Origin of the sequence: Stutzerimonas stutzeri (assembly GCF_002890895.1) — a bacterium.
GTDB lineage: Bacteria > Pseudomonadota > Gammaproteobacteria > Pseudomonadales > Pseudomonadaceae > Stutzerimonas > Stutzerimonas stutzeri_AB.
The window spans coordinates 181,423-205,858 of sequence record NZ_POUL01000007.1 but is presented as its reverse complement, the minus strand read 5'-3'; the positions used below and the strand labels follow the sequence as shown (position 1 = coordinate 205,858).

The 24,436-nt window shown below is 63.4% G+C and carries 22 protein-coding genes and 2 pseudogenes; 14 read left to right on the top strand and 10 right to left on the bottom strand.

Annotated elements, in window-relative coordinates; translation table 11 throughout:
• Positions 1 to 348 precede the first annotated feature (348 nt).
• The 4 genes from CXK96_RS15070 to CXK96_RS15055 all read left to right on the top strand — a co-directional run bounded on the left by CXK96_RS15070 (position 349) and on the right by CXK96_RS15055 (position 4,814).
• Complete coding sequence (locus CXK96_RS15070) at positions 349 to 1,827, top strand: YdgA family protein (protein WP_102837248.1); 1,479 nt, start codon at positions 349 to 351, stop codon at positions 1,825 to 1,827.
• A 392-nt stretch (positions 1,828 to 2,219) separates the two neighbouring features.
• Complete coding sequence (locus CXK96_RS15065) at positions 2,220 to 3,551, top strand: TrkH family potassium uptake protein (protein WP_256061640.1); 1,332 nt, start codon at positions 2,220 to 2,222, stop codon at positions 3,549 to 3,551.
• Positions 3,541 to 4,224 (top strand): potassium channel family protein, encoded by a 684-nt coding sequence (locus CXK96_RS15060; protein WP_102837247.1) that lies wholly within the window; start codon positions 3,541 to 3,543, stop codon positions 4,222 to 4,224. Before CXK96_RS15065 ends, CXK96_RS15060 begins: the two co-directional genes overlap by 11 nt.
• A gap of 98 nt (positions 4,225 to 4,322) precedes the next feature.
• A complete protein-coding gene (locus tag CXK96_RS15055; RefSeq protein ID WP_102837246.1) occupies positions 4,323 to 4,814 on the top strand; it encodes a DUF4126 family protein in 492 nt (163 codons plus the stop codon).
• 85 nt (positions 4,815 to 4,899) lie between these two features.
• Here the strand turns inward: CXK96_RS15055 and CXK96_RS15050 are convergent, their stop codons facing one another.
• The 3 genes from CXK96_RS15050 to CXK96_RS15040 form a co-directional block, all read right to left on the bottom strand.
• Positions 4,900 to 5,688, bottom strand: a complete 789-nt coding sequence (locus tag CXK96_RS15050; protein ID WP_102837245.1) for a hypothetical protein — start codon at positions 5,686 to 5,688, stop codon at positions 4,900 to 4,902.
• Between the two features lie 468 nt (positions 5,689 to 6,156).
• Positions 6,157 to 6,999: a glutathione-dependent disulfide-bond oxidoreductase gene (gene yghU / locus CXK96_RS15045; RefSeq protein WP_102837244.1), complete on the bottom strand. Its 843-nt coding sequence runs from the start codon at positions 6,997 to 6,999 to the stop codon at positions 6,157 to 6,159.
• 147 nt (positions 7,000 to 7,146) lie between these two features.
• A complete protein-coding gene (locus tag CXK96_RS15040; protein ID WP_102837243.1) occupies positions 7,147 to 7,530 on the bottom strand; it encodes a winged helix-turn-helix transcriptional regulator in 384 nt (127 codons plus the stop codon).
• Between the two features lie 150 nt (positions 7,531 to 7,680).
• Between CXK96_RS15040 and CXK96_RS15035 the strand changes: the two are divergent.
• Both CXK96_RS15035 and CXK96_RS15030 read left to right on the top strand, forming a co-directional pair.
• Positions 7,681 to 8,292, top strand: a pseudogene (locus CXK96_RS15035) (NAD(P)-dependent oxidoreductase).
• Between the two features lie 12 nt (positions 8,293 to 8,304).
• Complete coding sequence (locus CXK96_RS15030) at positions 8,305 to 8,769, top strand: nuclear transport factor 2 family protein (protein ID WP_102837242.1); 465 nt, start codon at positions 8,305 to 8,307, stop codon at positions 8,767 to 8,769.
• A gap of 42 nt (positions 8,770 to 8,811) precedes the next feature.
• Here the strand turns inward: CXK96_RS15030 and CXK96_RS15025 are convergent, their stop codons facing one another.
• From CXK96_RS15025 to trpB, 4 genes and pseudogenes are all read right to left on the bottom strand, one after another.
• A complete protein-coding gene (locus CXK96_RS15025; RefSeq protein WP_102837241.1) occupies positions 8,812 to 9,336 on the bottom strand; it encodes an REP-associated tyrosine transposase in 525 nt (174 codons plus the stop codon).
• A gap of 66 nt (positions 9,337 to 9,402) precedes the next feature.
• Positions 9,403 to 9,486 (bottom strand): annotated as a pseudogene (locus CXK96_RS21175) (hypothetical protein); the annotation flags it as partial.
• On the bottom strand, positions 9,452 to 10,273 hold the full coding sequence (gene trpA, locus CXK96_RS15020; protein ID WP_102837240.1) for a tryptophan synthase subunit alpha: 822 nt from the start codon (positions 10,271 to 10,273) through the stop codon (positions 9,452 to 9,454). The pseudogene CXK96_RS21175 and the gene trpA, both read right to left, overlap by 35 nt.
• Positions 10,270 to 11,481 (bottom strand): tryptophan synthase subunit beta, encoded by a 1,212-nt coding sequence (gene trpB / locus CXK96_RS15015; RefSeq protein WP_102837239.1) that lies wholly within the window; start codon positions 11,479 to 11,481, stop codon positions 10,270 to 10,272. The genes trpA and trpB overlap by 4 nt, the downstream gene beginning before the upstream one ends.
• 132 nt (positions 11,482 to 11,613) lie before the next feature.
• Between trpB and CXK96_RS15010 the strand changes: the two genes are divergently transcribed.
• Positions 11,614 to 12,498, top strand: a complete 885-nt coding sequence (locus CXK96_RS15010; protein WP_102837238.1) for a LysR family transcriptional regulator — start codon at positions 11,614 to 11,616, stop codon at positions 12,496 to 12,498.
• Positions 12,499 to 12,722: 224 nt separating this feature from the next.
• On the top strand, positions 12,723 to 14,114 hold the full coding sequence (locus CXK96_RS15005; RefSeq protein ID WP_102837237.1) for a S8 family peptidase: 1,392 nt from the start codon (positions 12,723 to 12,725) through the stop codon (positions 14,112 to 14,114).
• 34 nt (positions 14,115 to 14,148) lie between these two features.
• On the opposite strand, the gene galE is transcribed toward CXK96_RS15005, so the two are convergent.
• A complete protein-coding gene (galE, locus tag CXK96_RS15000; RefSeq protein WP_102837236.1) occupies positions 14,149 to 15,216 on the bottom strand; it encodes a UDP-glucose 4-epimerase GalE in 1,068 nt (355 codons plus the stop codon).
• A 399-nt stretch (positions 15,217 to 15,615) separates the two neighbouring features.
• Between galE and CXK96_RS14995 the strand changes: the two genes are divergently transcribed.
• The 6 genes from CXK96_RS14995 to CXK96_RS14970 all read left to right on the top strand — a co-directional run bounded on the left by CXK96_RS14995 (position 15,616) and on the right by CXK96_RS14970 (position 21,746).
• Positions 15,616 to 16,800, top strand: coding sequence for a glycosyltransferase family 1 protein (locus CXK96_RS14995; RefSeq protein ID WP_102837235.1), 1,185 nt, complete (start codon positions 15,616 to 15,618; stop codon positions 16,798 to 16,800).
• On the top strand, positions 16,788 to 18,029 hold the full coding sequence (glf, locus tag CXK96_RS14990) for a UDP-galactopyranose mutase (RefSeq protein WP_102837234.1): 1,242 nt from the start codon (positions 16,788 to 16,790) through the stop codon (positions 18,027 to 18,029). The genes CXK96_RS14995 and glf overlap by 13 nt, the downstream gene beginning before the upstream one ends.
• Before the next feature lie 13 nt (positions 18,030 to 18,042).
• Positions 18,043 to 19,197, top strand: coding sequence for a beta-glucosidase (locus tag CXK96_RS14985; protein WP_102837233.1), 1,155 nt, complete (start codon positions 18,043 to 18,045; stop codon positions 19,195 to 19,197).
• Complete coding sequence (locus CXK96_RS14980) at positions 19,194 to 20,993, top strand: ABC transporter ATP-binding protein (protein WP_102837232.1); 1,800 nt, start codon at positions 19,194 to 19,196, stop codon at positions 20,991 to 20,993. The genes CXK96_RS14985 and CXK96_RS14980 overlap by 4 nt, the downstream gene beginning before the upstream one ends.
• Positions 20,990 to 21,205, top strand: coding sequence for a KTSC domain-containing protein (locus tag CXK96_RS14975; protein WP_102837231.1), 216 nt, complete (start codon positions 20,990 to 20,992; stop codon positions 21,203 to 21,205). Before CXK96_RS14980 ends, CXK96_RS14975 begins: the two co-directional genes overlap by 4 nt.
• 325 nt (positions 21,206 to 21,530) lie before the next feature.
• Positions 21,531 to 21,746, top strand: a complete 216-nt coding sequence (locus CXK96_RS14970; RefSeq protein WP_019341430.1) for a dodecin — start codon at positions 21,531 to 21,533, stop codon at positions 21,744 to 21,746.
• A gap of 68 nt (positions 21,747 to 21,814) precedes the next feature.
• Here the strand turns inward: CXK96_RS14970 and CXK96_RS14965 are convergent, their stop codons facing one another.
• Both CXK96_RS14965 and CXK96_RS14960 read right to left on the bottom strand, forming a co-directional pair.
• Positions 21,815 to 23,179, bottom strand: coding sequence for a cation:proton antiporter (locus CXK96_RS14965; protein WP_102837230.1), 1,365 nt, complete (start codon positions 23,177 to 23,179; stop codon positions 21,815 to 21,817).
• 256 nt (positions 23,180 to 23,435) lie between these two features.
• Positions 23,436 to 24,431 (bottom strand): LLM class flavin-dependent oxidoreductase, encoded by a 996-nt coding sequence (locus CXK96_RS14960; RefSeq protein WP_102837229.1) that lies wholly within the window; start codon positions 24,429 to 24,431, stop codon positions 23,436 to 23,438.
• Positions 24,432 to 24,436 lie beyond the last annotated feature (5 nt).

The following is a 24,436-nucleotide window of genomic DNA, read 5'->3' as shown; positions in this document are numbered from 1 at the left end:
GGCCGCAGCGCTATCTACGTCGCAGGCTCAAAGCCTAAGGGTGGATACGGCTTCCTGGCCTTCCCCCGATGATCAGTCGGGAACTATCACCCCAACATAGCGTGGTAGTCGAGATACAAGGGTGGATGTCGCTTTGCACATCCACCGCTGGCGCGGACGGTGAGTTGGAATCCTTAGCTTGGTTTGGTTTATCAGCGGTGAGAGCGTCCTGATTTGTCGCCGCGTTCTCAGCCTTCCGATCCCGCTGCAAGGCGCGCTGGAGACTGTACAGGCTCGCTGATAGAGTGCGGCCGCTTGCCAACCACCGGCTGACAGGACGTCTGCCCAGCCGCCGCACAGGATGTTTCCATGAAAAAAATCGCACTTGCCGTTGCCATTCCACTGGCCCTCGTCGGCGGCGCCACTGTTTACACCAGCACCCAGGTTGAATCGACTGCCCGTGATGCCGTCGAGCAGGCCAATATCCAGTTGCGCGAGATGAGCGTTGGAGCCGGTGCCGACGTCGCCGTCAAAATGCTCAGTTTCGAAGGCGGTCTGCTTTCCAGCAGCGCCCGCTATCAGGTCGACATCGAGGTTCAGGACAGCGACGGCGAGCCCCGGCAATACGCCGTGCTGTTGGAAGACCGCATCGAGCATGGCCCGTTTCCGGTTTCACGCCTGACCAATGGGCAGCTGATGCCGGTTGCGGCCCAGAGCCATTTCCGTCTTGAGCGATCAGCGCAGACCGAAGCGCTGTTCGAGGCCGCTTCAGGTGAAAACCCCCTGGTTGGTGACGTCGCCTTCGGCTATGACGGCAGCCAGCAAGGCGCGCTGCGCTCGGCGCCTCTCAATCTTGAGAACGAAGACGGCACGGTTCGCGTTGCGGCTGGCAGCGTGAACTTCGAAGTGGCCGACGAAACCACTACCGTGCGCCTGGAAGGTCAGCTGCCGGAAATCGACATGAACCTGCAACGCCGTGATGATGGCAAGCCGGTGCGGGTGAAGCTAAGCGGTATCGGCATGACCGTGGACAAGCACGACTATGTCAACGGGTTCGGCCAAGGCCCGTCCGCCATTACGCTCGAACGCATGGAAATCCAGACCGACAACAATTCTGCCGTAATCATCAACAAAGCCTCCATTGATGAAGTGTCGAGTCGAAGCAGCGGCGGCTTCGACCAGTCGATCGCCTACCGCGTTGGCGAGGTGGGGGCCAATGGTCAGTCCATCCGCAACCTGGCGCTGGCCCTCAGCCTGCGCAATCTGGACGAAAGCAGCCTCAAGGCACTGCTGGAAAGTTACAAGCAGATCCTCGACAGCGGTGCCACCCCGCAGGAGGCACTCGACAGCATCAGCGACGCTCAGCCGCAGGAGCTGCAAGCGCTTGCCCTGCAACTGCTGGAGCACAAGCCCACCTTGGCGCTCGACGAGTTCGGCTTCGAGACCGCTAACGGTGCGGCCCGCCTGTCTGTTGTGGCCGACCTGCAGGCCCCGAGAGCAGAAGCCTTTACTCCTGATGCGATGATCACCAGCATGCTGGCGTCGCTCAAAGCCGAAGCAGGCATCGATAAAGGCCTGGTGCGCGATGTTGCCAGCCTGATTGCTCAGCGCGAACCGCAGTACAGCGCCGACCCGGCTGCGTTGCAGCAGCAGGTAGACCTGACGACCGAGTTGTTCAGCGGTATGGCACTCGGTGCGGGCTGGTTCCAGCTGCAAGGCGATCGCCTGGCCAGCTCACTGCATTACGCCGACAACAAGGTGACCTTGAATGGCCAAGATATGAGCGTTCAGGAATTCATCGGCTTTGCCTTCGGTTCGGTACTGGGCGCCGGCCTGCTCGGCCAGTAACGGCCCGTACCGTGTGAAAAAGGCGACCTTCGGGTCGCCTTTTTTGATCGGACGAGAACCGGAGCTGCAACGTCGATTGCATGTGCCGGTTGAATCGGCGGCGATGATGGATCGCCCTTGGGTTGAAGAAACCGATGAGGTTCGCAAGAAACAAGGTGCGGTTGGCTCGGGTAGTGCCCCGCGCTGCAGGTGAACAGCTGCGGACAAGGCCTGTCGATAGAGCATCAGGGCGCTAGATCCGTCGTGCCAGCCTAACCGCGCTGTGCAGCGCAGCCACGATGCTTTTTGCTATTGTCGCGGCCCACTGATCGAGGGTGGCCGCACAAGGTAGAGGCTCGTGCCAAGGCTTTGCGCGAACGTCAGCAGCCAAGGGAACACCTAAGGAATCGACTTTGCTCAGCAACGCAGTTCGCCGACCGGCTCGCCTCATTCCGCTCGCTTTTCTTGCTGCGACCCTGTTGGGCACGGTGCTCTTGCTGTTGCCGGTATCGACCGCCGGGCCTGAAAGCGCGTCATTGCTGACGGCCCTGTTCACGGCAGTTTCGGCCGTCTGCGTGACAGGTTTGATCGTGCAGGACACGGCGACCTATTGGTCGTTCTTCGGCCAGTGCGTGATCCTGCTGCTGTTTCAGGTGGGTGGCTTCGGCATCATGAGTGGCGCGACCCTGCTCGGGCTGTTGGTCAAGCGCCGCTTACAGCTCAGCAGCCGCCTGGTCGCGCAGCAGGAGACGCGCTCGTTAGGTCTCGGCGATGTGACCGGCGTGCTGCGGCTGATTCTGCTGGTCACGGTCGGTGTTGAGCTGGTCGTGACCGCCATTCTCACCGTCCATTTGCACTTCACCTATGACGTGCCTTGGCCGAAGGCGCTCTGGGACGGTCTTTTCCACGCGGTATCGGCCTTCAACAACGCCGGTTTCTCGACCTATTCCGACAGCCTGATGCGCTTCGCAACGGACCCGGTGGTGCTGGTGCCGATCATGCTTGCGCTGATCATCGGCGGCCTGGGCTTTCCGGTGCTCTACGAGTTTCGCCGCGACCAGCGCGGCAAGCCTTGGACAATCCACACCCGTATCACGCTCTGGGGCTCGGCCGTGCTCCTGTTCGGCGGCACGCTGGCGATTCTGTTCTACGAGTGGGGCAACCCCGGCACGCTGGGCGGCATGTCGCTGGGTGACAAGCTGTTGTCAGCCCTGTTCAGCTCGGCGGTGGCGCGCACGGCGGGCTTCAACAGCCTGGACGTCAGCCAGTTCGAAGCGCAGACGCTGGCCGTTCACTACTTTCTGATGTTTGTCGGCGGCGGCAGCGCTAGTACAGCGGGCGGGATCAAGGTGACGACCTTCTTCCTGCTGTTCTTCTTCATCTGGGCCGAGATCCGTGGCAATGAGGACACAGTCGCCTTCCGTCGGCGCATCTCTTACGCCACGCAACGCCAGGCGCTGACGGTGCTGTTTCTCAGCTCGCTCATTGTGGGTATCGGCACCATGTTGCTGCTCAGCATGACGGACTACGAGCTCGGCGTGGTGCTGTTCGAGGCGGTGTCCGCGTTCGCCACGGTCGGTTTGTCGACCGGGATCACCGACGATCTGCCCGCGTCCGGCCAGCTGGTGATCATCGCCCTGATGTTCATCGGGCGGGTCGGCACCATTACGCTGGCGACGGCCCTTGCGCTGCGCAGCGTGACCAAACATTACCGCTATCCGGAGGAACGCCCCATTGTTGGATAACCTGTTCGGCAAGACATTCGAGAACGACAGTGTCGCCGTCATCGGCCTGGGGCGATTCGGCTCGGCGGTTGCCGATTCGCTCACGTCCATGGGCCACGAAGTGCTGGGCATCGACAGCAACAGCGCCAACGTGCAGCAGTGGGTCGACCAGCTGACCCATGTGGCGCAGGCCGACGCGACCGACATCCGCGCCCTGCGCCAGCTCGGGGTGGATCAGTTCCGCCATGTGGTGGTGAGTATCGGCACCGACCTGGAAGCCAGCGTGCTGACCGTCCTCGCGCTGCAGGAACTCGGCGTACCGGACATCTGGGCCAAGGCCTTGAGCAAGCGCCACGGGCTGATCCTCGAGCGCACCGGAGCCCACCACGTCGTCTATCCGGAAACCTCCATGGGCGAGCGCGTGGCGCATCTGGTGACCGGCAAGATGCTCGAGTTCATCGAGTTCGACGACGGGTTTGCCATCGCCTCGACGCACGCGCCACGCAACATTCATGACAAGACCCTGGCGGACGCCGGCGTGCACAAGCGCTACGGCGTCACCATCGTCGGGGTGAAGCGGGCGCATGAAGACTTCATCTACGCCAAGCCTGAGACCCTGATCCACCCGGGCGACATCCTGATCGTGGCGGGTGAAACCAAACGGGTAGAGAAGTTTGCAGCGGCCAAGGGCTAGCAACCTCACAGAGCGGGACTAGCTGACCGCTCGGAGATGGACATGAACGGCTGATGCGCTAACCCGGTCGCATCTAAAAGCCACCGGGAGACACACGCATGACCACTCTGAGCAATGTTTTGTGGGGCGCGCTGGCGCTAGGCCTGGTAACAGGGATGCGCAGCACCCTGGCCCCCACCATGACCAGCCGGGCACTGGCCGCGCGGGACGACATCGACGAGGCGAACGAGCCGGCGCGCACCCTGGCCTCGCATCGTATGCAGCAATTTATTGTACCCATGGCGGTGGGCGAACTGGTGGGTGACAAGATGCCCTTTGCGCCGGACAGGACCATCCTGCCATCGATGATGTTTCGGGCCTTGTCGGGCGGGGTGACCGCAGCAGCCCTGGCCAGCGCACAGCGACAACCGATATGGCTTCCGGCAGTGGTTGGCGCAACGGCCGCGCTGGTCGCGTCGAAGATTGGACTCGACCTGCGCAAACCCTATCAGGCCAATCCTTATGTCAATGCTGCGTTAGGGCTGACGGAAGACTGCGTGGCGCTGGCGATCGGCAATGCCGGGTTGCGGCGCGCGCTGGACGGGCACTGAGGATCTGGACGCGCCTCGCTGAAGCCGGTCAAAAAAAAGGGCCGCGTCTTGCGGCCCTTGATCGCTCACCGGTCGGTCAACCGTTTTACCGCTTGATCACGCAGATCCGGTCTGTGCAGGTGCCCGCGTGGGTGGCGTCCAGGCTTTCCGTCGCGTCGCGAGTGCCGACCGTCTCGCCGGCCAGGCCGCCGCCAGTCGGGGATGCGGTGCCGGCGTTCTCTGGGTAATCCGTGCCGGCCCGTTTGGCCGCCGTGCCCACATCGTAGCGGCCGGTATCGCCGGAGCCTGCATGGGTATCAGCCGTACGGCCTGTTGCCGCTGTATCGGTTGTTCCCGCACCCGGGGCACCTGTATCGCGATGGGTATCGGCTGAATGGCCTGCATGGCTGGCGGACCCAGCGAAATGCTTGTCCAAGTGGCTGTCGCCGCCGGTGGCGCCGGCATAGGGGCTGGTTGCGCCGGAATAGCCTGGGGTTGCGCCCGCACCGTTGCCGTTGTCGTCGATATTGAGCGCGCCGTTGTACTCCAGGGCGTCGCGTGCACGGACCAGTTGATCGTCGTCGTGCACGTCGACGGCGATCACCAGCGAGCCTCGGCGTACGGCTTCCGGGTAGGCGGTGGCATGGCGACGGTGTTCTTCGTGCGGCTCATGGCCGAACAACGATTTGAAGAAGTGCGCGACCTTGCCCTCGTGATGCTCGCGGTCGACGGTGCCGCCTTCGGTGGAGTAGGGCGCGTCGTAGGCATGAATGTTCGCGCTGTCAGCACCTACTGAGTGAATCTGTTCCCGGGCGATGCCCCGCGACATCAGGTCGCCCACGGTACGGTTGGCATCGGTCGACGTCGCAAACGCCGCTACTAGTGTGTGTTTCATGGTTCACCTCGCGTTGTGTTGAACAACTGGGTTATCCGAGCACTGCGCTTATCCCGGGACTGATGAGGACACCTGCCATAGTGATGGCGGCTCATCCGCTCCTCGGAGCAGCGCTCATGAGTATTTGGTCTGGCCTGGGCGGCATAGTTCAGAAAAGTCGAGGGGCAGCGCGGCGCAAAGCCGTAACGGGCGGGAGATCTTCAGGGAGGGGCTTCGCCGTGATGCGCCCGCGGGGCGTCACCTTGTTCAGATGGCCGGGTCTGCAGTGATCGGTCTGCTGGGAGAATGGAGCGTCCGTGTTATCGGGGGCGGCGCCAGAACGTTTCGACCTGCGCTGATGGTGCGTTGTATGAGGTCATGCGGTGAAGGCCAAGACACCCTGCCAACAATCAGGTTGCATCCGCCCTGGCCGCATGCGCGCGGTGGGGCTTGCCGCGCGTAGAGGTCCTGGGTCTGGCGCCCGGTGACTCAGTCGAGATCCGCTGCGCTATGGCGCTCGGCCGCTTGCTCCGACTCATCGCCCCAGGTGCGGTTGACCTTGCGTCCGCGAATCACGCCGGGTCGCTCGGCCAGTTCGGCGGCCCAGCGCTGCACATGTTTGTAGTCCTGCACCGAGAGGAATTCGGCAGCACTGTACAGCTCGCCGCGCACCAGCCCGCCGTACCAGGGCCAGATGGCCATGTCGGCAATGGTGTAGTCGTCGCCGGCAATGTAGCGGTTTTCGGCCAGTTGGCGATCCAGCACGTCGAGCTGGCGCTTGACCTCCATCGCGTAGCGGTTGATCGGATACTCGTACTTCTCCGGCGCGTAGGCATAGAAGTGGCCAAAGCCCCCGCCGAGGAAGGGCGCCGAGCCCATCTGCCAGAACAGCCAGTTCATCGTTTCGGTGCGCGCGCGGGTTTCGGTCGGCAGGAAGGCGCCGAACTTCTCGGCCAGGTACACCAGGATCGAACCGGATTCGAACACCCGCAGCGGTTCGCCGTCGACGCTGTGATCGGCCAGTGCTGGAATCTTGGAGTTCGGGTTGATCTCGACAAAGCCGCTGCCGAACTGGTCGCCGTCACCGATCTTGATCAGCCAGGCGTCGTATTCCGCGCCGCTGTGGCCGAGAGCGAGCAGCTCTTCGAGCATGATGCTGACTTTCACGCCGTTAGGCGTGGCCAGGGAGTAGAGCTGCAGCGGATGCTTGCCCACCGGCAACGCCTTTTCCTCCCGCGCACCGGCGGTCGGGGCGTTGATGCTGGCGAACTTGCCACCCGAGGGCGCGTCGTGGGTCCAGACTTTCGGCGGTACGTAAGTGCTATCGGGCATGAACAATCTCCTCGCGTGGGTACTGGGGATGTGCAGGGCATCCTACGCGCTCAGACGGCGCAGTCGAAATCGAGCCGGTTGATATTGGTCATCGATGGGGAATGGTTTGTTCGGGATACCTGTCTTGGGCTTGGCACTGATGCGGCATCAATCGACAGCCCCTTCGGCTGAGCGATACGCGCGACGTGACTGGCAGACCTGAGCGTGGTGGGTATCGGCCCATTGCACCAACGCCTGCATGGGCACCAGAAACCCTCGGCCCAGGTCCGTCAGCTGGTACTCCACCCGCGGAGGAACCTCGGCGTACAGGGTGCGGTGCACGAACCCTTCCATCTCCAGCCGCTTGAGGGTTCGCGAAAGCATCTGTTTGGAGATATCACCGATCTCACGACTGAGCTCATTGAAGCGCAGCGTGCGTTCGGCCAGCGCTTCAAGCACCAGAAAACTCCATTGGTCACCTATGCGATCGAGCACATCGCGGATCGGGCAGGGGTGGTCGAAGGCAGCGTTAATGACTTCATCGCGCAGCATAGGGTTCTCCGTCGGCGAGGCAGGTCAGCCCAGCGTGACCAGGTACCACGAACCTGACTTCTTGTGGGGCGAGGCGGCGAAACGTAGCATTGCTCGCACCCAAGGTCTACAAAACATACCTGGTCCATAAACTAGACAAAGGATTGCGTCGTGTCCCATATCGCATTGATTGGCGCCTCTGGCTCAGCCGGCTCGCGCATTCTCAGAGAGCTCACCGACCGCGGGCATCGCGTGACCGCGATTGCTCGCCATCCCGAGCGAATCGCCGAGCTGCCCGGCGTCATCGCCGTCAAGGGCGACGCCCAAGACCTGTAGGGCCTGACGTCGGCGCTGCGCGGTCACGATGCCGTCGTCAGCGCGGTCAACTTCACCTCGTCCGAGCCGCACACCCTGATCGAGGCGGTACGCGCCTCTGGCGTAAAGCGTTATCTGGTCGTTGGTGGAGCCGGCAGCCTGGAGGTCGCGCCTGGTCGGCGCGTTATCGACCTGCCTGATTTTCCCGAAGCCTACAAAGCTGAAGCCTCTGGCGGCGCGGTCTTTCTCGAGCAGCTCAGGCAGGAGACCGAGCTTGAATGGACCTTTCTGTCGCCTTCGGCCGAGTTCGTCCCAGGCGAGCGGACGGGCCAGTTTCGCCTTGGCAAAGATGCGCTGCTCAGCAACGCGCAAGGCAGCCGTATTTCATTCGAAGACTACGCCGTAGCGCTGGTCGACGAGATCGAGCACCCGGCGCATGTGCGCCAGCGTTTTACCGTCGGTTACTAAGGAAATTTGCTCATGCTTCGTACGCTTATGATGACCGCCGCGCTGCTGTCCGCTTTGTCGACCACCATCTTCGCCGCCAGCCCATCCACACGGGATCTCGCGGCCGAGGAAGCCGATCGCACCCTGGTCGTCGAGTTCTACGACCAGTTCTTCAACAAGCATCAGGTGGAAGAGGCCGCACGTGTCGTGGCCGATGACTACACGCAGCACAACCCGGGCGTGCCGGACGGCAAGGCACCCTTCGTGGGTTACTTCAGCGGCCTCTTCAAAGAAAACCCGCAATCACGCGCTCGTATCGTGCGTAGCGCGACGGACGGCGATCTGGTCTACCTGCACGTGCATTCAACCAATGGCCCCGAGGACCGCGGCCAGGCGGTGGTCGACATCTTCCGGGTCGACGATGGCGTTATCGTCGAACATTGGGACGTGATTCAGGACGTGCCCGCCGAGTCGGCGAACGACAACACCATGTTCTAGGGGCGTGTGATCGGCATGCGGGGGCTGGACTCGTATCGCCAATTATTCGCCGAACGAGCCAATCGCCGTATTACTGCCAGCCCAATCCTGGGACAGCAGCCCTTTTTCGACATACCTGTGGTAGCTCGAGTGCGGCCAGTCCGCAACGCTGTTGACTAGCCCGTGCTTGACCGGATTGAAGTGGACGTAATCCACATGCCGCTGCAGGTCGGTAGCGTCGCGGATCTGGTGTTCCCAAAAGCGGCGCTGCCACAGACCTTTTTCTCGCTTGTGAGTTTTGCTTGCGGTCCGGAAGCTCGCCGGGAACTGTCGCGAAAACGTGCTCTTGAGCAGGCTCCAGCGGCCGGAGTAGTCAGCGTCGCCTTCTGGCAATGTCCAGATGGCATGGAGGTGATCGGGCAGGATGCAAATGGCGAGGGTGCGGAAGGGACGGGCCTGCAGCGTCTGGCCATAGGCTTGGCGAAGGAGCGCGATTTCCTCGACCAACAGCCGGGAGCGACGGTCGGCCAGGGTCAGGGTGAAGAACCAGGTGCCGCCGGGCACGGTGCTGCGCCGATAGTTCGACATGGAGGCCTCCTTGCCTTCATGGGGTGATGCGGATGGTATTAACGCAGTGGTGGGCTGAAGCCCACCCTACGGAATTGAAAGTCCATGTAGGGTGGGCTTCAGCCCACCAGCGCAATCAACTGCGTGCGCCGCGCACCCCTGCACTAATCTCGCGGCACAGTCCCAGCACACCCTCGACGGCTTGCTCGGACGTTTCGGCCCCGGCGATCTGGTCGATCAGCGCCGAGCCCACCACCACACCGTCGGTCAGGCGGGCGATGGCGGCGGCCTGTTCCGGCGTGCGGATGCCGAAGCCGACGCATACAGGGAGGTCGGTGTGGCGCTTCAGGCGGGCCACCGCTTCCTCGACATGTTCCAGCGTCGCCGAGCCAGCCCCGGTCACGCCGGCCACCGAGACGTAGTAGACAAAGCCCGAGCTGCCGTTGAGCACGGTGGGCAGGCGCTGGTCGTCGGTGGTCGGGGTGGTCAGGCGAATAAAGTCTATGCCGGCGCTCTGGGCCGGGTCGCACAATTCGTCGTTATGCTCCGGCGGCAGGTCGACGACGATCAGGCCGTCGACACCGGCTTCCTTGGCATCGCTGACGAAACGCTCGACACCGTAGGCGAAGATCGGGTTGTAGTAACCCATCAGCACCAGCGGAGTGCTGCTGTTGGTTTCGCGGAATTCGCGGACCATCTGCAGCGTTTTCGGCAGGTTCTGCTTGGCCGCCAAGGCGCGGATGTTGGCCAGCTGGATCGCCGGGCCATCAGCCATCGGGTCGGTGAACGGCATGCCCAGCTCGATGACGTCGGCGCCGGCCTCCGGCAACCCCTTGAGAATGGCGAGCGAGGTGGCGTAGTCCGGGTCACCGGCGGTCACGAAGGTGACCAGCGCGGCGCGGTTTTCGTGCTTCAGCTGGTCGAAGCGCGTCTGCAAACGGGCGTTTACCGAGCTCATATGTGTTCTTCCTGTTCGTCGTAGTGGTGCATGACGGTTTGCATGTCTTTGTCGCCGCGCCCGGAGAGGTTGACCACCATCAGGTGCTCCTTGGGCAGCGTCGCCGCGCGCTTGAAGGCTTCGGCCAGGGCATGGGCGGATTCCAGCGCCGGGATGATGCCTTCCAAGCGGCAGCACTGGTGGAAAGCTTTCAAGGCTTCGTCGTCAGTGCAGGGCACGTACTCGACGCGCTTGATCTCGTGCAACCAGGCGTGCTCAGGGCCGACGCCTGGGTAATCGAGGCCGGCGGAGATGGAATGCGCATCGGTGATCTGGCCGTCCTCGTCCTGCAACAGGAAGGTGCGGTTGCCGTGCAGCACGCCCGGTGCGCCACCGGCCATGCTGGCGGCGTGCTTGCCGGTGTCGATGCCGTGACCGGCCGCTTCGACGCCGACGATCTGCACCGCTTCGTCATCGAGGAAGGGGTGGAACAGGCCGATGGCGTTGGAGCCGCCGCCGATGCAGGCCACCAGCGAGTCGGGCAGACGGCCTTCCTTCTCCATGATCTGCTCGCGCACTTCGTTGCCAATCACCGACTGGAAGTCGCGCACCATGGCCGGGTAGGGGTGCGGGCCGGCGGCTGTGCCGATCAGGTAGAAGGTATTGTGGACGTTGGTCACCCAGTCGCGCAGGGCTTCGTTCATCGCATCCTTCAGCGTGCCGGTGCCGGCGGTGACCGGGATCACCTCGGCGCCGAGGAGCTTCATGCGGAAAACGTTGGCCTGCTGGCGCTCGATGTCGGTGGTGCCCATGTAGACCACGCATTGCATGCCGAAACGCGCAGCCACGGTGGCGGTGGCCACGCCGTGCATGCCGGCGCCGGTCTCGGCGATGATGCGTTGTTTGCCCATCCGCTTGGCCAGCAGGATCTGGCCGATGCAGTTGTTGATCTTGTGGGCGCCGGTGTGATTGAGGTCTTCGCGCTTGAGGTAGATCTTCGCGCCGCCGAACTGCTCGGTCAGGCGCTCGGCGTAATACAGCGGGCTGGCGCGGCCGATGTAGTCGCGCTGGAAGTAGGCCAGCTCTTCGAGAAATGCTGGATCGTCCTTGGCCTTCTCATACTCGGCGGCCAGCTGGTTGATCAGCGGCATCAGGGTTTCGGCGACGAACTGGCCGCCGAAGCGGCCGAACAGGCCCCTGGCGTCAGGGCCGCTGCGGAATGAAGTCATGGTCATCTCCTGCGGGAATGTGTGGCAGCCGCCCTGGCTTGGCCAAGGCATGCGCGATGGGCAGGAAATTACCCGAGTCGAGCCCGGATAAAAAGCGATAAGATCGCCTGGACCTGTCAGGAAATCTCACCAATGAGCCAAGCCCTTCCTCCCCTCAACGCGTTGCGCGCCTTTGAAGCGGCTGCGCGCCTGCAGAGCATAAGCCAAGCGGCGGCGGAACTCAGCGTGACCCACGGTGCAGTCAGTCGACAGATTCGTCTGCTTGAGGATGACCTGGGCGTGGCGCTGTTCAGCAAGGAAGGTCGCGGCGTAAAACTCACCGATGCGGGCGTGCGCCTGCGTGACGCGGCGGGCGAGGCGTTCGAGCGCTTGCGCAGTACCTGTGCCGAGCTTCGCCAGCAGACGGTCGATGCGCCGTTCGTGCTCGGCTGTCCCGGCAGCCTGCTGGCGCGCTGGTTCATCCCGCGGCTAGACCGGCTCAACCGCGAGCTGCCCGATTTGCATCTGCAATTGTCCGCCAGCGAGGGCGAATTGGACCCGCGCAGGCCCGGGCTGGACGCCACGCTGGTGTACGCCGAGACGCCGTGGCCGGCCGACATGCAGGTGTTCGAGCTGGCCACCGAATGCATCGGCCCAGTGCTCAGCCCGCACCATCCGAACTGTGCCGCGCTGCGCCAGGCCCCACCCTCGGTGCTGTTCAACGAAGCGCTGCTGTTTACCGCCTCTCGGCCACAGGCATGGCCGGCCTGGGCACGGGCTACTGGGCTTGATCCCGCCGCGTTGCGCATGGGGCAGGGCTTCGAACATCTCTACTTCCTGTTGGAAGCCGCGCTGGCCGGGCTTGGCGTGGCCATCGCGCCGCAACAGCTGGTGGCCGATGACCTGCGCCAGGGCCGTTTGCTGGCGCCCTGGGGGTTTGTCGAAACACGAGCACGGCTGTCGCTGTGGGTGCCCTCACGGCGCACGGATCGACGCGCAGAGCGATTGGCAGACTGGTTGCGCCAGCAGCTGGCCTGATGGGTCAGTCGAAGGCCGCCCCTTGCCAGGATTACGGCGGCGGCTTGATACGCTGAGCGGAAATGGGGCTGCCTATGGATGGCGTCTCGCTTGCCGACGAAAGGCTGCGCCATTCGTCCGGCGCCACTAAATCGACATCATCTTTGCCGATACAGTTCAGACACCCACCGAGGAGCCGTCTTGCCTGTTCGTGGGGCTGTCTGTAGTCGTTCGGGAGAACAGTGATGGTCAATAAAAAGCGTGTCGGTATTTTGATGTGTGCGCTGCTCGCGGCCGGGGCAGAACAGGTAGCAGCCAAGCCCAACCCTGCCGTGGATGCGTCGCTCAGGGCCGGTCGGCCTTTCGTTGAAGGTGAGCTGTTGGTGCAATTCAAGGCGGGTGCCTCCGAGGCTGCCAAAACCGCCGCGCTGAGCAAGCGGGGCGCAAAGGCCGCGCAGAAGCTGCTCGACAAGGCAGCGCGCAAGGATGCCAAAGGTGATCTGATTCAGGCGAAACTGGGCAAGGGCAAGAAGATCGACGCCGCATTGATCGCATCGCTGGCGGCGGACCCTGCGGTCGAGTACGTCGAGCCCAACTGGATCTACAAAACCCAGTTGGCCAACCCCAACGACCCGGGGCTCGGCATCCTCTGGGACATGCAGGGCGCAACCACCTCGCCTGCTTCTCCTTATGGCAGCGGTGCGCTGGCGAACTGGAACGCCGGGGCGCTGTGCTCGAACAAGGTTCACGTGGGCATCATCGACGAAGGCGTGATGACCACCCATGGCGATCTGCGCGCCAATATCTGGATCAACCCGGGCGAGGGCAGCCGCGCCGACCGCAAGGACAACGACCGCAACGGTTTCGCCGACGACCTCTACGGCTGGGACTTTGCCGCCAACAACGCCAGCGTCTACGACGGCCCGGCAGATGATCACGGTACGCATGTCGCCGGTACGGTTGGCGCGGTGGCGAACAATGGCGCTGGCGTCTTCGGCGTCTGCCCGAGTGCCAAGCTGATCTCGGCCAAGTTCCTCGGCGCCAATGGCGGTACTACCGCGGGTGCGGTGAAGGCCATCAACTACCTGACACAGCTGAAGCTGGCGAAGAAGATCAATCTGGTGGCGACCAACAACTCCTGGGGCGGCGGCGGTTACTCGCAGGCGCTGTATGACGCCATCCAGGCGGCCGGTAATGCCAACATCCTGTTCATCGCCGCGGCGGGTAACAGCGGACTCAACATCGACAGCACGCCGAGCTACCCGGCGAGCTACCCGCTTCCTAACGTGATTTCTGTCGGTGCCATCGACCAGAACGGCCGCCGGGCGGGCTTCTCGAACTACGGCGTGAACAACGTGCACATCGCGGCGCCGGGCGTCGACATTGTTTCAACCGTGCCGACTGCCACCGGAAAGGCAGGTTACGCTTACATGAGCGGGACCTCCATGGCGACGCCACATGTGACGGGTGCGGCGGCGCTGTATGCCTCGCTGAATCCTTGTGCCACGGCCGCTCAAATTCGAGACGCACTGCTGCGCACTGCGGTAATCGACCCTCAGCTCACGGGCGCAGTGCAGCAGAACCGTCGGCTCGATGTGTCGAAAATCCGCGCCGAGCTGAACTGCAGCGCACCCTAAGCGAGACCCGGACGGGCATCCGCGCTGCGGGTGCTCAGCTGGCCAGGGCCGTTTCGGTGTTAGCCGCAGGTTTCGCTGAGGCCGCTTCGTCTTCGGCGTAGCCCTGTGGGTGGCGGCTCTGCCAGCGCCAGGCATCAGTCAGCATGGCCAGCAGGTCTCGCTCCGCTTCCCAACCCAGGTCATCCCGGGCTTTGCTCGGGTCGGACCAGCACTGCGCGATGTCGCCGGGGCGCCGCGCCTTGAACACGTGGGGCAGGGGGCGGCCAATCACTTCTTCAAACGCGGTGATCATCTGACGTACCGAATAGCCTCGTCCGGTGCCGAGGTTCCACGTGGAAACACCGTGCACCTGTTCCACGCGCTCAAGCGCCTTGAGATGTCCTTTAGCCAGATCCACGACGTGGATGTAGTCGCGCACACCCGTACCGTCTGGCGTTGGGTAATCCGCTCCGTAGATGTTCAATTGCTTTCGACGACCCACGGCGACCTGCAGCATGTAGGGCAGCAGGTTATTGGGAATGCCGTTGGGGTCCTCGCCGATCAGGCCGGATTCGTGTGCGCCGATCGGGTTGAAATAGCGCAACAGGGCAATCGACCAACGCGGGTCCGACTCGGCCAGACCCTTGAGCACGTTTTCCGCCATCAGTTTGGACTGGCCGTAAGGGCTGGCGGGCAGGCCGGTCGGGCAGTTTTCGGTGATCGGCATCCTCGGTGAATCACCGTAGACGGTCGCCGATGAGCTGAACACCAGCTTGAAGACGCCGGCTTCGGCCATGGCCTGACACAGCGCGATGCTGCCGCTGACGTTGGTTTCGTAATAGCGCAGCGGCTCGCGCACGCTTTCGCCGACGGCCTTTAGACCGGCCAGGTGCAGTACTGACGTGATGGGATACGAGGCGAACAGTGCCTTGAGCAGCGAGCGGTTACGCACGTCGCCCTTGACGAATTGCAGGCTGCCCCCGGTCAACTGTTCGACGCGGTCGAGGGCCACCTTCGAGCCGTTGCAGAGGTCGTCCAGGACCAGCACTTCATGGCCAGCCTGCAAGAGCTCCAGCACTGCATGGGATCCGATATAACCCGCACCACCCGTGACTAGAATCATCTCTCTACCTCGAATCAAATTATCTGACGCGCACGGGAACGTACGGCTGACCGTATGAGCGCGGCCGCTGCAAGCATCTCCAGGGTTGGGTCGGCGGATCGGGCGGTACTGACTGCAGGAAGCACGCAGCACCGATGCCGGGGTGAATCAGGCGTCCTGGGATAGGGACGGGTGAAGCTGCGAGCAAGTTCCAACGAAGCGGCAGTCACCCGATGACCGACCTCTCCGGTAGGGCATCGGGAACCTTGGCACATTGGCGGCCGTCCATAGCCGGCGGGCAGCGCTTGCAGGATGATTGACGATTGAGCGCTTCAGGTTTTGCTTTGCGCGGGCTGCGCAGGCTTATGCGATGCGGCAGAAGGGACTCTGGAGGGCATTGCCACCCTTGACGAGGTTTCCATGAGCTGGGCCGGCCCCTACCAATACGAAATTGGCAAATCCCCCGAGAAACAAGCGACGCCACCGGAAGTCGTGTTCGACGAGCAGGTGCCAACCTTGCTCTGTCTCTCGCACCTGCGCTGGCGATTCGTCTATCAGCGACCCCAGCATCTGATGTCGCGGTTCGCGCGGGACTTCAACGTGCTGTATGCCGAAGAGCCGATGCCCACCGAGGACGCTCAGCCCTGGCTGGAGGTGCGGCCTGAGGAGAATGATGTTCAGGTGCTGATTCCACGTTTGCCCAAGGGCTGCGAGGGCGACACGGCGCTGCGCGTGCAGCGCGACCTGCTCGACGGTTATCTGGACAAGCTCGGCGTCAATGAGCTGATGCTCTGGTACTACACGCCGATGGCGCTGGGTTATGCCGGCCACCTGAAGCCCAAGCTCACCGTCTATGACTGCATGGACGAACTCTCGGCCTTCCGTGGCGCGCCGCGCGAGCTGGTGCAGCGCGAGCGCGAGCTGCTCGAGCGCGCCGATTTGGTATTTACCGGTGGCTACAGTCTTTGGGAAGCCAAGCGCACGTTGCACGACAACGCCTTCGCCTTTCCCAGCAGCGTCGACGTGGCACATTTTGCCGGGGCGCGGCGGACTCAGGCCGACCCCGATGACCAGGCCGAGATTCCGCATCCACGGCTGGGCTTCTACGGCGTGATCGATGAGCGCTTCGATATCGAGCTGGTCGCCCGTGTCGCCGAGCAGCGGCCGGACTGGCAGTTCGTGCTGGTCGGTCCGGTGGTGAAGATCGACTCGGCCGACCTGCCGCAGCGCGACAACATCCACTATCTGGGCGGCAAGACATACGACGAGTTGCCCAAATATCTGTCCGGCTGGGACGTGGCGATCATGCCGTTCGCGATGAACGAGTCGACCCGCTTCATCAGCCCGACCAAGACGCCCGAATACCTGGCCGGCGGCTGTCCAGTGGTGTCCACGCCGATCAAGGACGTGGTGCGCACCTACGGCGATACCGAGATTGTCCATATCGCCGACACGCCTGATTCGTTCATCGATGCGGTGGACAAGGCCCTGGCCGATGGCGAGGACCGCGACCGTCTGCTGAAAACCGCTGACGAGATTCTCGGCGACATGTCCTGGGACCATACCTGGGCGTTGATGAAGGAAAAGATGCAATGCGCGATGTAAGCCTGCGAGACAGCAACCCCGAGATGGCAGGCGGCGGGGCCAGCGAAGGCTCATCCAATGGTCGGCGCGGCTTCGACTACCTGATCGTCGGTGCCGGTTTCGCCGGCAGCGTGCTGGCCGAACGGCTGGCGGCCGGGCTTAACAAGCGCGTGCTGGTGGTCGACCGGCGCCCGCACATCGGCGGCAATGCATATGATCATTACGACGAAGCCGGCGTGCTGATCCACCGCTACGGGCCGCACATCTTCCACACCAATGCCCAGCGCATCGTCGATTACCTTTCGCAGTTCACAGAGTGGCGACCCTACGAACACCGCGTGCTGGCGCAGGTGGACGGGCAGCGAGTGCCGATCCCGATCAACATGACCACGCTGAACAAGCTGTACGGCCTGAACATGACCACCGAGCAGGAAGCGGCGGATTTCCTCGCCAGCCGCGCCGAGCCGGTGGACGACATCCAGACCAGCGAAGACGTGGTGATCAACGGCATCGGCCGCGAGCTGTACCAGAAGTTCTTCCGCGGCTACACCCGCAAGCAGTGGGGCCTCGACCCCTCGCAGCTGGACAAGTCGGTGACCGCGCGCATCCCCACGCGCACCAACACCGACGACCGCTACTTCACCGACACCTTCCAGCAGATGCCCAAGCATGGCTACACCAAGATGTTCGAGAAAATGCTCGCGCACCCGAACATCAAAGTCATGACCAACACCGATTACCGCGAGATCCGCGACGAGGTGCAGCACGACCATCTGATTTTCTGCGGGCCCATCGACGAGTATTTCGACTACCGCTTCGGCAAGCTGCCCTATCGTTCGCTGAAGTTCGAACACAAGCAGCTCGACCAGGAACAGTTTCAGGCGGTCGGTACGGTCAACTACCCGGGTGAAGACGTGCCCTACACGCGCATCAGCGAGTACAAGCACCTCACCGGTCAGGTCCATCCAAAGACCAGCATCACCTACGAATACCCTTCGGCTGAGGGTGACCCCTACTACCCGATCCCGCGGCCGGAAAATGCCGAGCTGTACAAGCGTTACCAGCAGCTGGCGGACCAGACGCCCGGCGTGACCTTCGTCGGACGGTTGGGTACGTACAAGTACTACAACATGGATCAGGTGGTCGGACAGGCGCTGGCGCTGTACAAGCGCATCGAGGAAGCCGAGTCTTACCCTGCCGCTAACGACAAGTCGGCGCACAGTCAGTCCCTGGCCGAACAGGCTCTCTGAGAGAAAGACACGGATGCATCAGCCAAGCCTTTTTCAGAGCTTTCTTCTCGGCGGTTTCGAATGCTCGAGCCACCGCCGCAGTGATGGGCGACGCCTCGACCTGCTGGCCGCCACGGGACATGACCGCTGGGCCGCCCATGATTACGCCGTACTGCAGCGGCACGGTCTGAAAACGGTGCGGGACGGCCTGCGCTGGCACCTGATCGAGCGCTCGAAGGGGCAATACGACTGGTCGAGCTTTCTGCCGATGCTGCAGGCGGCTCAGCGTCAGCGCCTCCAGGTGATCTGGGACCTGTGTCATTACGGCTGGCCGGACGACATCGACATCTGGCGGCCGCAGTTCGTCGAACGCTTTGCCCGCTATGCGGGCGCGGCTGCGCAGCTGATCAAGGACGAGACCGATACGGTGCCGATCTATGCGCCACTCAACGAGATCTCGTTCTGGTCCTGGGCTGGCGGCGACGAGGCCTACTTCAACCCGATGGCGCGCGGCCGTGGTTTCGAGTTGAAGCACCAGCTGGTCCGCGCCACCATCGCCGCGATGCAGGCGATCCGAGAGGTCGAGCCGCGGGCGCGCTTTATCCAGGTCGAGCCGGCCATTCACGTCGTCGCGCCAAATGATCGGCCCGGTCCGCAGCGTGAGGCCGAGCGCTACCGCCAATCGCAGTTCGAAGCCTGGGACATGCTTTGCGGCGAACTCTGGCCGGGCCTCGGCGGAGCGCCGGAGTACCTCGACGTGCTTGGCGTGAATTATTACCCCGACAACCAGTGGTATCACGGCGAAGGCAACACCATCGGCCGGGACAGCCCCGACTATCGGCCTTTCAAAGGCATTCTCAGTGAGATCTCGCAGCGCTATAAACGGCCGATTCTGATCGCCGAAACCGGCGCCGAAGGCGATGTGCGCGGCGACTGGCTGCGCTATGTCAGCGAGCAGGCCGGCCTGGCTATGCAGCGTGGCGTGCCGGTAGAAGGCATCTGCCTTTATCCGGTGCTGGATTACCCAGGCTGGACCGACGACCGCCACTGCCCGGTGGGGCTGCTGGGCTTCCCGGACGAAGCCGGAAACCGCCGTGTGCATGAGGGGTTGGCCGATGAGCTGCGGCTGCAGCAGGCGCGCTTCAGTCACTCGAATCCGGTTTCAAACCTCGCCAACGCCTTGCCATGAACGCGCCGGCACTGCGCACACCGCCGCGGGTGCCGCTCCTGCCGGATCGCCCGGTCGCCTTCCTGTGGCACTACGTCTGCTTACGGCCCTGGCATTTCGGCGGGCTGTTGCTTCTGATCGTCGGTGCGGCAAGCTGCGCGGTGGCGGTGCAGTACGGGATGAAGCTGCTGGTCGATGCCATGGCGCAAGGCAGCGCCAACCGGGGCGCGGCGGACGTATGGTTTCCATTGGGGCTGTTCATCGGCCTGATCGTGGTTGAAAACATCTTCTGGCGCCTCGGCGGTTGGCTCGGCTGCCGCACGGTGGTGGCGAGCGTGGTGGACATCCGGGTCGACCTGTTCAAGCACCTGACCGGCCACCCGATGCGCTACTTCACCGAGCACTTCGCCGGTTCGCTGGGCAACCGTATCTCGGCCCTGGGTGCCGCGGCAGGGGCGATCTATGGCGGTCTGGCCTGGAAGATCGTGCCGCCCATCGTCGACTTCATCGGCGCGGTGGTGGTGCTGCTGACCGTCGATTGGCGCATGGCCGTTGCGTTGGTCCTGTTCGTTGCCATCGTCGCGGCACTGATCACCGGCTTCGGCATTCGTGGCCGCACCAAGCATCAGCGTTTCGCCGCGCAATCGGCACGGGTCGGCGGCGAGCTGGTGGATGCGGTCTCCAATGTCTGGACCATCAAGGCGTTTTCCGCACGTGACCGTGAAGCGGAACGCCTCGCCAACGAGATCGGCTACGAGGCCAAGGCCCAGCGGCGCAGCTGGATGTACCTGGAAAAGGCCCGCGTTATCCACGACATCTGCCTGTCGCTGATGGCCGGGGGCATGCTGGTCTGGGCGATCAGCCTGTGGGTGAACGGTTCGGTGACCGCCGGTGACGTGGTGCTGGTCAGCGCGTTGACCTTCCGCATCCTCCACGGCTCACGGGATCTGGCGCTGGCGCTGGTGGACACCACTCAGCAGATCGGCGCCATCGACGACACCCTGCGCATCATCGTCCAACCGCACGGCCTGGACGATCCGGAAACCCAGCTGATGCTGGCCGAGGGTGACATCACCTTCGACGACATCAGTTTCGGCTACCCCAAGCGCGGCATGATCTTCGAGCACCTCAACCTGCATATTCCGGCGGGGCAGAAGGTCGGAGTGGTCGGTCCGTCCGGTGCGGGCAAATCGACGCTGATCCAGCTGCTGCAACGCCTGGATGATGTGCATGCCGGGCGCATCCTCATTGATGGCCAGGATGTACGCTCCGTCAGCCAGAACAGCCTGCGCGAGAAGATTGCCGTGGTGCCGCAGGAAACGGCGCTGTTCAACCGGTCGATACGCGAGAACATCCGCTACGGACGCCCTGAGGCCAGTGACGAGGACGTGGTGGAAGCGGCCCGTCACGCCTTCTGCGATGCCTTCATCCGCGAGCTGCCACAGGGCTACGACACGCTGGTCGGCGAGCGCGGCGTGATGCTCTCAGGTGGCCAGCGTCAGCGGCTGGGTATCGCCCGCGCCTTTCTCAAGGACGCGCCCATTCTCATCCTCGACGAGGCGACTTCGGCGCTGGATACCCAGTCGGAAGGGGAGATCCAGGCGGCCCTGAACAGCCTGGTGCACAACCGCACCGTGGTGGCCGTCGCGCACCGGTTGTCGACGCTGGCAGGCTTCGACCGGATCATCGTGTTGCGCAACGGACTGATCATCGAAGACGGCGCACCGATGGAGCTGCGCAGCCGCGGCGGTGCTTTCGACGCCTTGTGGAAGATGCAGGCCGAGGGCTTCAAGCATGAGCCCGATCCGGCGCTATGAAACGGGTCGCGGTGAATTCGAGCAGCCTGCGCGCCTTGGGTTACGACCCGGACGAGCAGGCGTTGGAGGTTGAGTTTCATAACGGCTCGCAGTACCGCTACGAGCAGGTGCCGGCCGAAGTGGTCCAGGCGTTGCTGCAGGCCGATTCCCTTGGGCGTTATTTCAACCAGGTGTTCAAGGCGCAGCATTACCGCTATCGGCGGGTCGAGTGACGCTGGCAGGAAGAGCCGCGTGGATAAGCTTCGAGTTATCCACCTGCCGTGTGTCGCTGCAGTCTCGTAGGGTGGGCTTCAGCCCACCAACTTGGGCCGAGCGTTCCGGTGGGCTGAAGCCCACCCTACGGCTGTACGTCGATCAACACGGATAAGCTGCCGCGCGGATAACCTTCGAGTTATCCAGGTAGTGGGTGCTGATATTCGCCGGCCGCCATCGGCGGATCGGCCGCTCCGCTGAACTTCCGAGGCCCTTCGCGGGCCTCAATGAACAGGACGCGTTATTACCGAGCGGAGGCTCCTCAGACCAGAAGGGGATTTATTCATGTCGGATCATCACACGTACAAGAAGATTGAAATCGTCGGTTCTTCGCGCAACAGCGTTGATGAAGCGATTCAGAACGGTATCGCTGAAGCCAGCAGCAAGTTGCAGAACGTCGAGTGGTTCGAAGTGGGCGAGATTCGCGGCCATGTCGAAAACGGCAAGGTCGGCCATTTTCAGGTCACCATGAAGGTCGGCTTCCGCCTCGCGAACAGCTGATCTGCCGTCCGGGCGGCCCGGCAGCGGCTGTTTAGCCAGCTGCCTGGGAGCCTGCCTGCCGCGTCGTGTCAGGCGTGATCCGTTGGCGACTGGCCGCGGCTGCGTTCGTAACGTCGCAGCAATGGTTGAGTACTCAGCCCGTGCGCGACGATGCTCAACACCACCACTGAAATCACCAGCGGAATGATCGCTTCGGCCTCTTCCGGCAACAGGCCGTGGGTGACCGCGTAGCTCAGGTAGTACAGGCTGCCGATCCCCCGAATGCCGAACCAGCCGACGGTCAGGCGCTGGGTCCGGTCCAGGTAGCGGTGCGGTATCAACAGCCACACACTGAGCGGCCGGATCACCATGAACAGCGCCAGCGCCAGAGGCACAGCGCGCCAGTCCCAGTGCACCGAGACCAACACTCCGAGAATGGTCACCAGCAGCACTTCCAGGCTGCGCTCCAGCTGCCCGCCGAAGGTCAGGATGTCACCCACCATGACCCCGGCCGCGACCTTGGGCTCGGCGATCTTGTCGCTTTCGAGCGGCAGTTCGCGTGGCATCATGCCGCCCTCTGCCATATGCGGCACGGCGTGGGCGATCAGCTCCTCGGACGGCGTTTCCGATTCGTCCGCGGCGTCTTTTTCCGCGTGGCGCAGCCCCAGGCCGGCTGCGAATACCGCAAGAAAGCCCCAAGCGCCGATCAGCTCGGCGCCAACATAGGCCAGCGCGATCAGCGCCAGCGCCAGCGAATCATTCGGCGACATGGACGTATCGGCGTGCCGAGCGCGCAGGAAGATCGCCAGCCTGCCGATCAAACGCCCGAGCAGATAGCCAAAGCCCAACCCGGCCGGCACCGCCCAGACCAGTCGATGCAACGCCCATTCGCTGACCCAGCCGGTGGCCATGGTTTCCTGTTCGATCAGCAGCAAACCGAACACTACGAAAGGGAAGGCCGTGCCATCGTTGAACCCGGCTTCGCCGGACAGGCCATAGCGCACGTGATCACTGTCGCGTGAGTTGCTCACCTGCACCAGGCTGGCGAGCACGGGGTCCGTGGGGGCAAGGATGGCACCGATCAACACTGAGATGCCCCAGCTGAGCCCGAGCAGGTAATGGCAGAGGGCGGCAACACCCGCGATGCAGGCGAGCATCACCGGGCCGGCGAGAATGTAGGCGCCTTTCCAAGCCGCATGACCCAGCGGCATGCGCAGTTTGAGCCCGCTGACGAACAGGGACACCAGCACCGCGATTTCGGTGAGGTGCTCCATCCAGCTGGCGATGTGAATGAACTCCATCTCCCACAAGCCGACGCCGAGCTGGCCGATGAGCAGACCGAAGCCCAGATAGATCAATGAGGTAGTGACCGGCAGCCAGCGCAGGTAGGCCGATGCCAGGGCTAGGATCAGCAGCAGGATGCCGAGCACGGCCATCCATTCAAGAAAATTCATTCAGTCTTCCGCAAACAAGCGTGACGCGCCGAAGTACGCATAAGCTGTTGGTTTGATCGACGCGGCTGGACGGGGTTCAGCTGCGTTCGTCGAGCGGGGCGGCCGCTGGCCCAGGCGCGCAAGGGGCGTCGGCTGCCGGCCTCGTTGAGAGGCCGGCGCAGAGCTGTGCGCTTGCGTCGCGCTTACAAGCCTTTGCTGTGGAACGTTGTCGCAGAGTGTTCGGAGCGATCGGTATTGCCTCGATGCGCTCTTTAGGTCAACGCAACCCGGCGAGGATGTCGAAGGCGCGGTGGCGGTCGGCGGTTTCGTAGAGGTCGCAGGTAAAGATCAGTTCATCGGCCGCTGTCTGCTCCAGAAGGATCTCCAGCCGCGCGCGGATCTTTTCCGGCCCGCCGATCAGGGCCATACCAAGGAAGCTGCCGACAGCGTCCTGCTCATGGGGCAGCCACTTGCCCTGCATGCTGGTGACCGGCGGCACCAGCACCAGGCTCTGGCCACGGATCAGGGCAAGGATGCGCTGGTAGGCGGTGGTGGCCAGGTATTCGGCCTGCTCGTCGGTATCGGCGGCCATCAGCGGCACGCCGAGCATCACGTAGGGCTTGTCCAGCACCTCGGAGGGGCGGAAGTTCTCGCGATACAGACGAATCGCCTCGTGCATGTAGCGCGGCGCGAAATGCGAGGCGAAGGCGTAAGGCAAGCCCTTGGCCGCCGCCAGCTGAGCGCTGAACAGGCTCGAGCCGAGCAGCCAGATCGGCACGTTGCTGCCCATGCCTGGCATGGCGATGACCCGCTGGTTGGGCTGGCGCGGGCCGAGCAGCATCTGCAGTTCTTCCACATCGGCCGGAAAGTCATCGGCATTGCCCATGCGGTCGCGGCGCAAGGCGTGGGCGGTGAACTGATCGGCGCCCGGCGCGCGACCCAGACCCAATTCGATCCGACCCGGATAGAGTGCTTCCAGCGTGCCGAACTGTTCGGCGACCACCAGCGGCGCATGGTTGGGCAGCATGACGCCGCCAGCGCCCAGGCGAATCCGCGACGTGCCGGACGCCAGATAGCCGATCAGCACGGACGTGGCGGCGCTGGCGATGCCGTCCATGTTGTGGTGCTCGGCGACCCAGAAGCGCTCGAAGCCGAGCTTCTCCACGTGCTGGGCCAGCGCCAGCGAGTTGCGCAGGGCCAGACCGGCATCGCCGTCATCGCGGATCGGCGCCAGGTCGAGGGTGGAGAAACGGGTGTGTTCGATACGGGACATCGTCT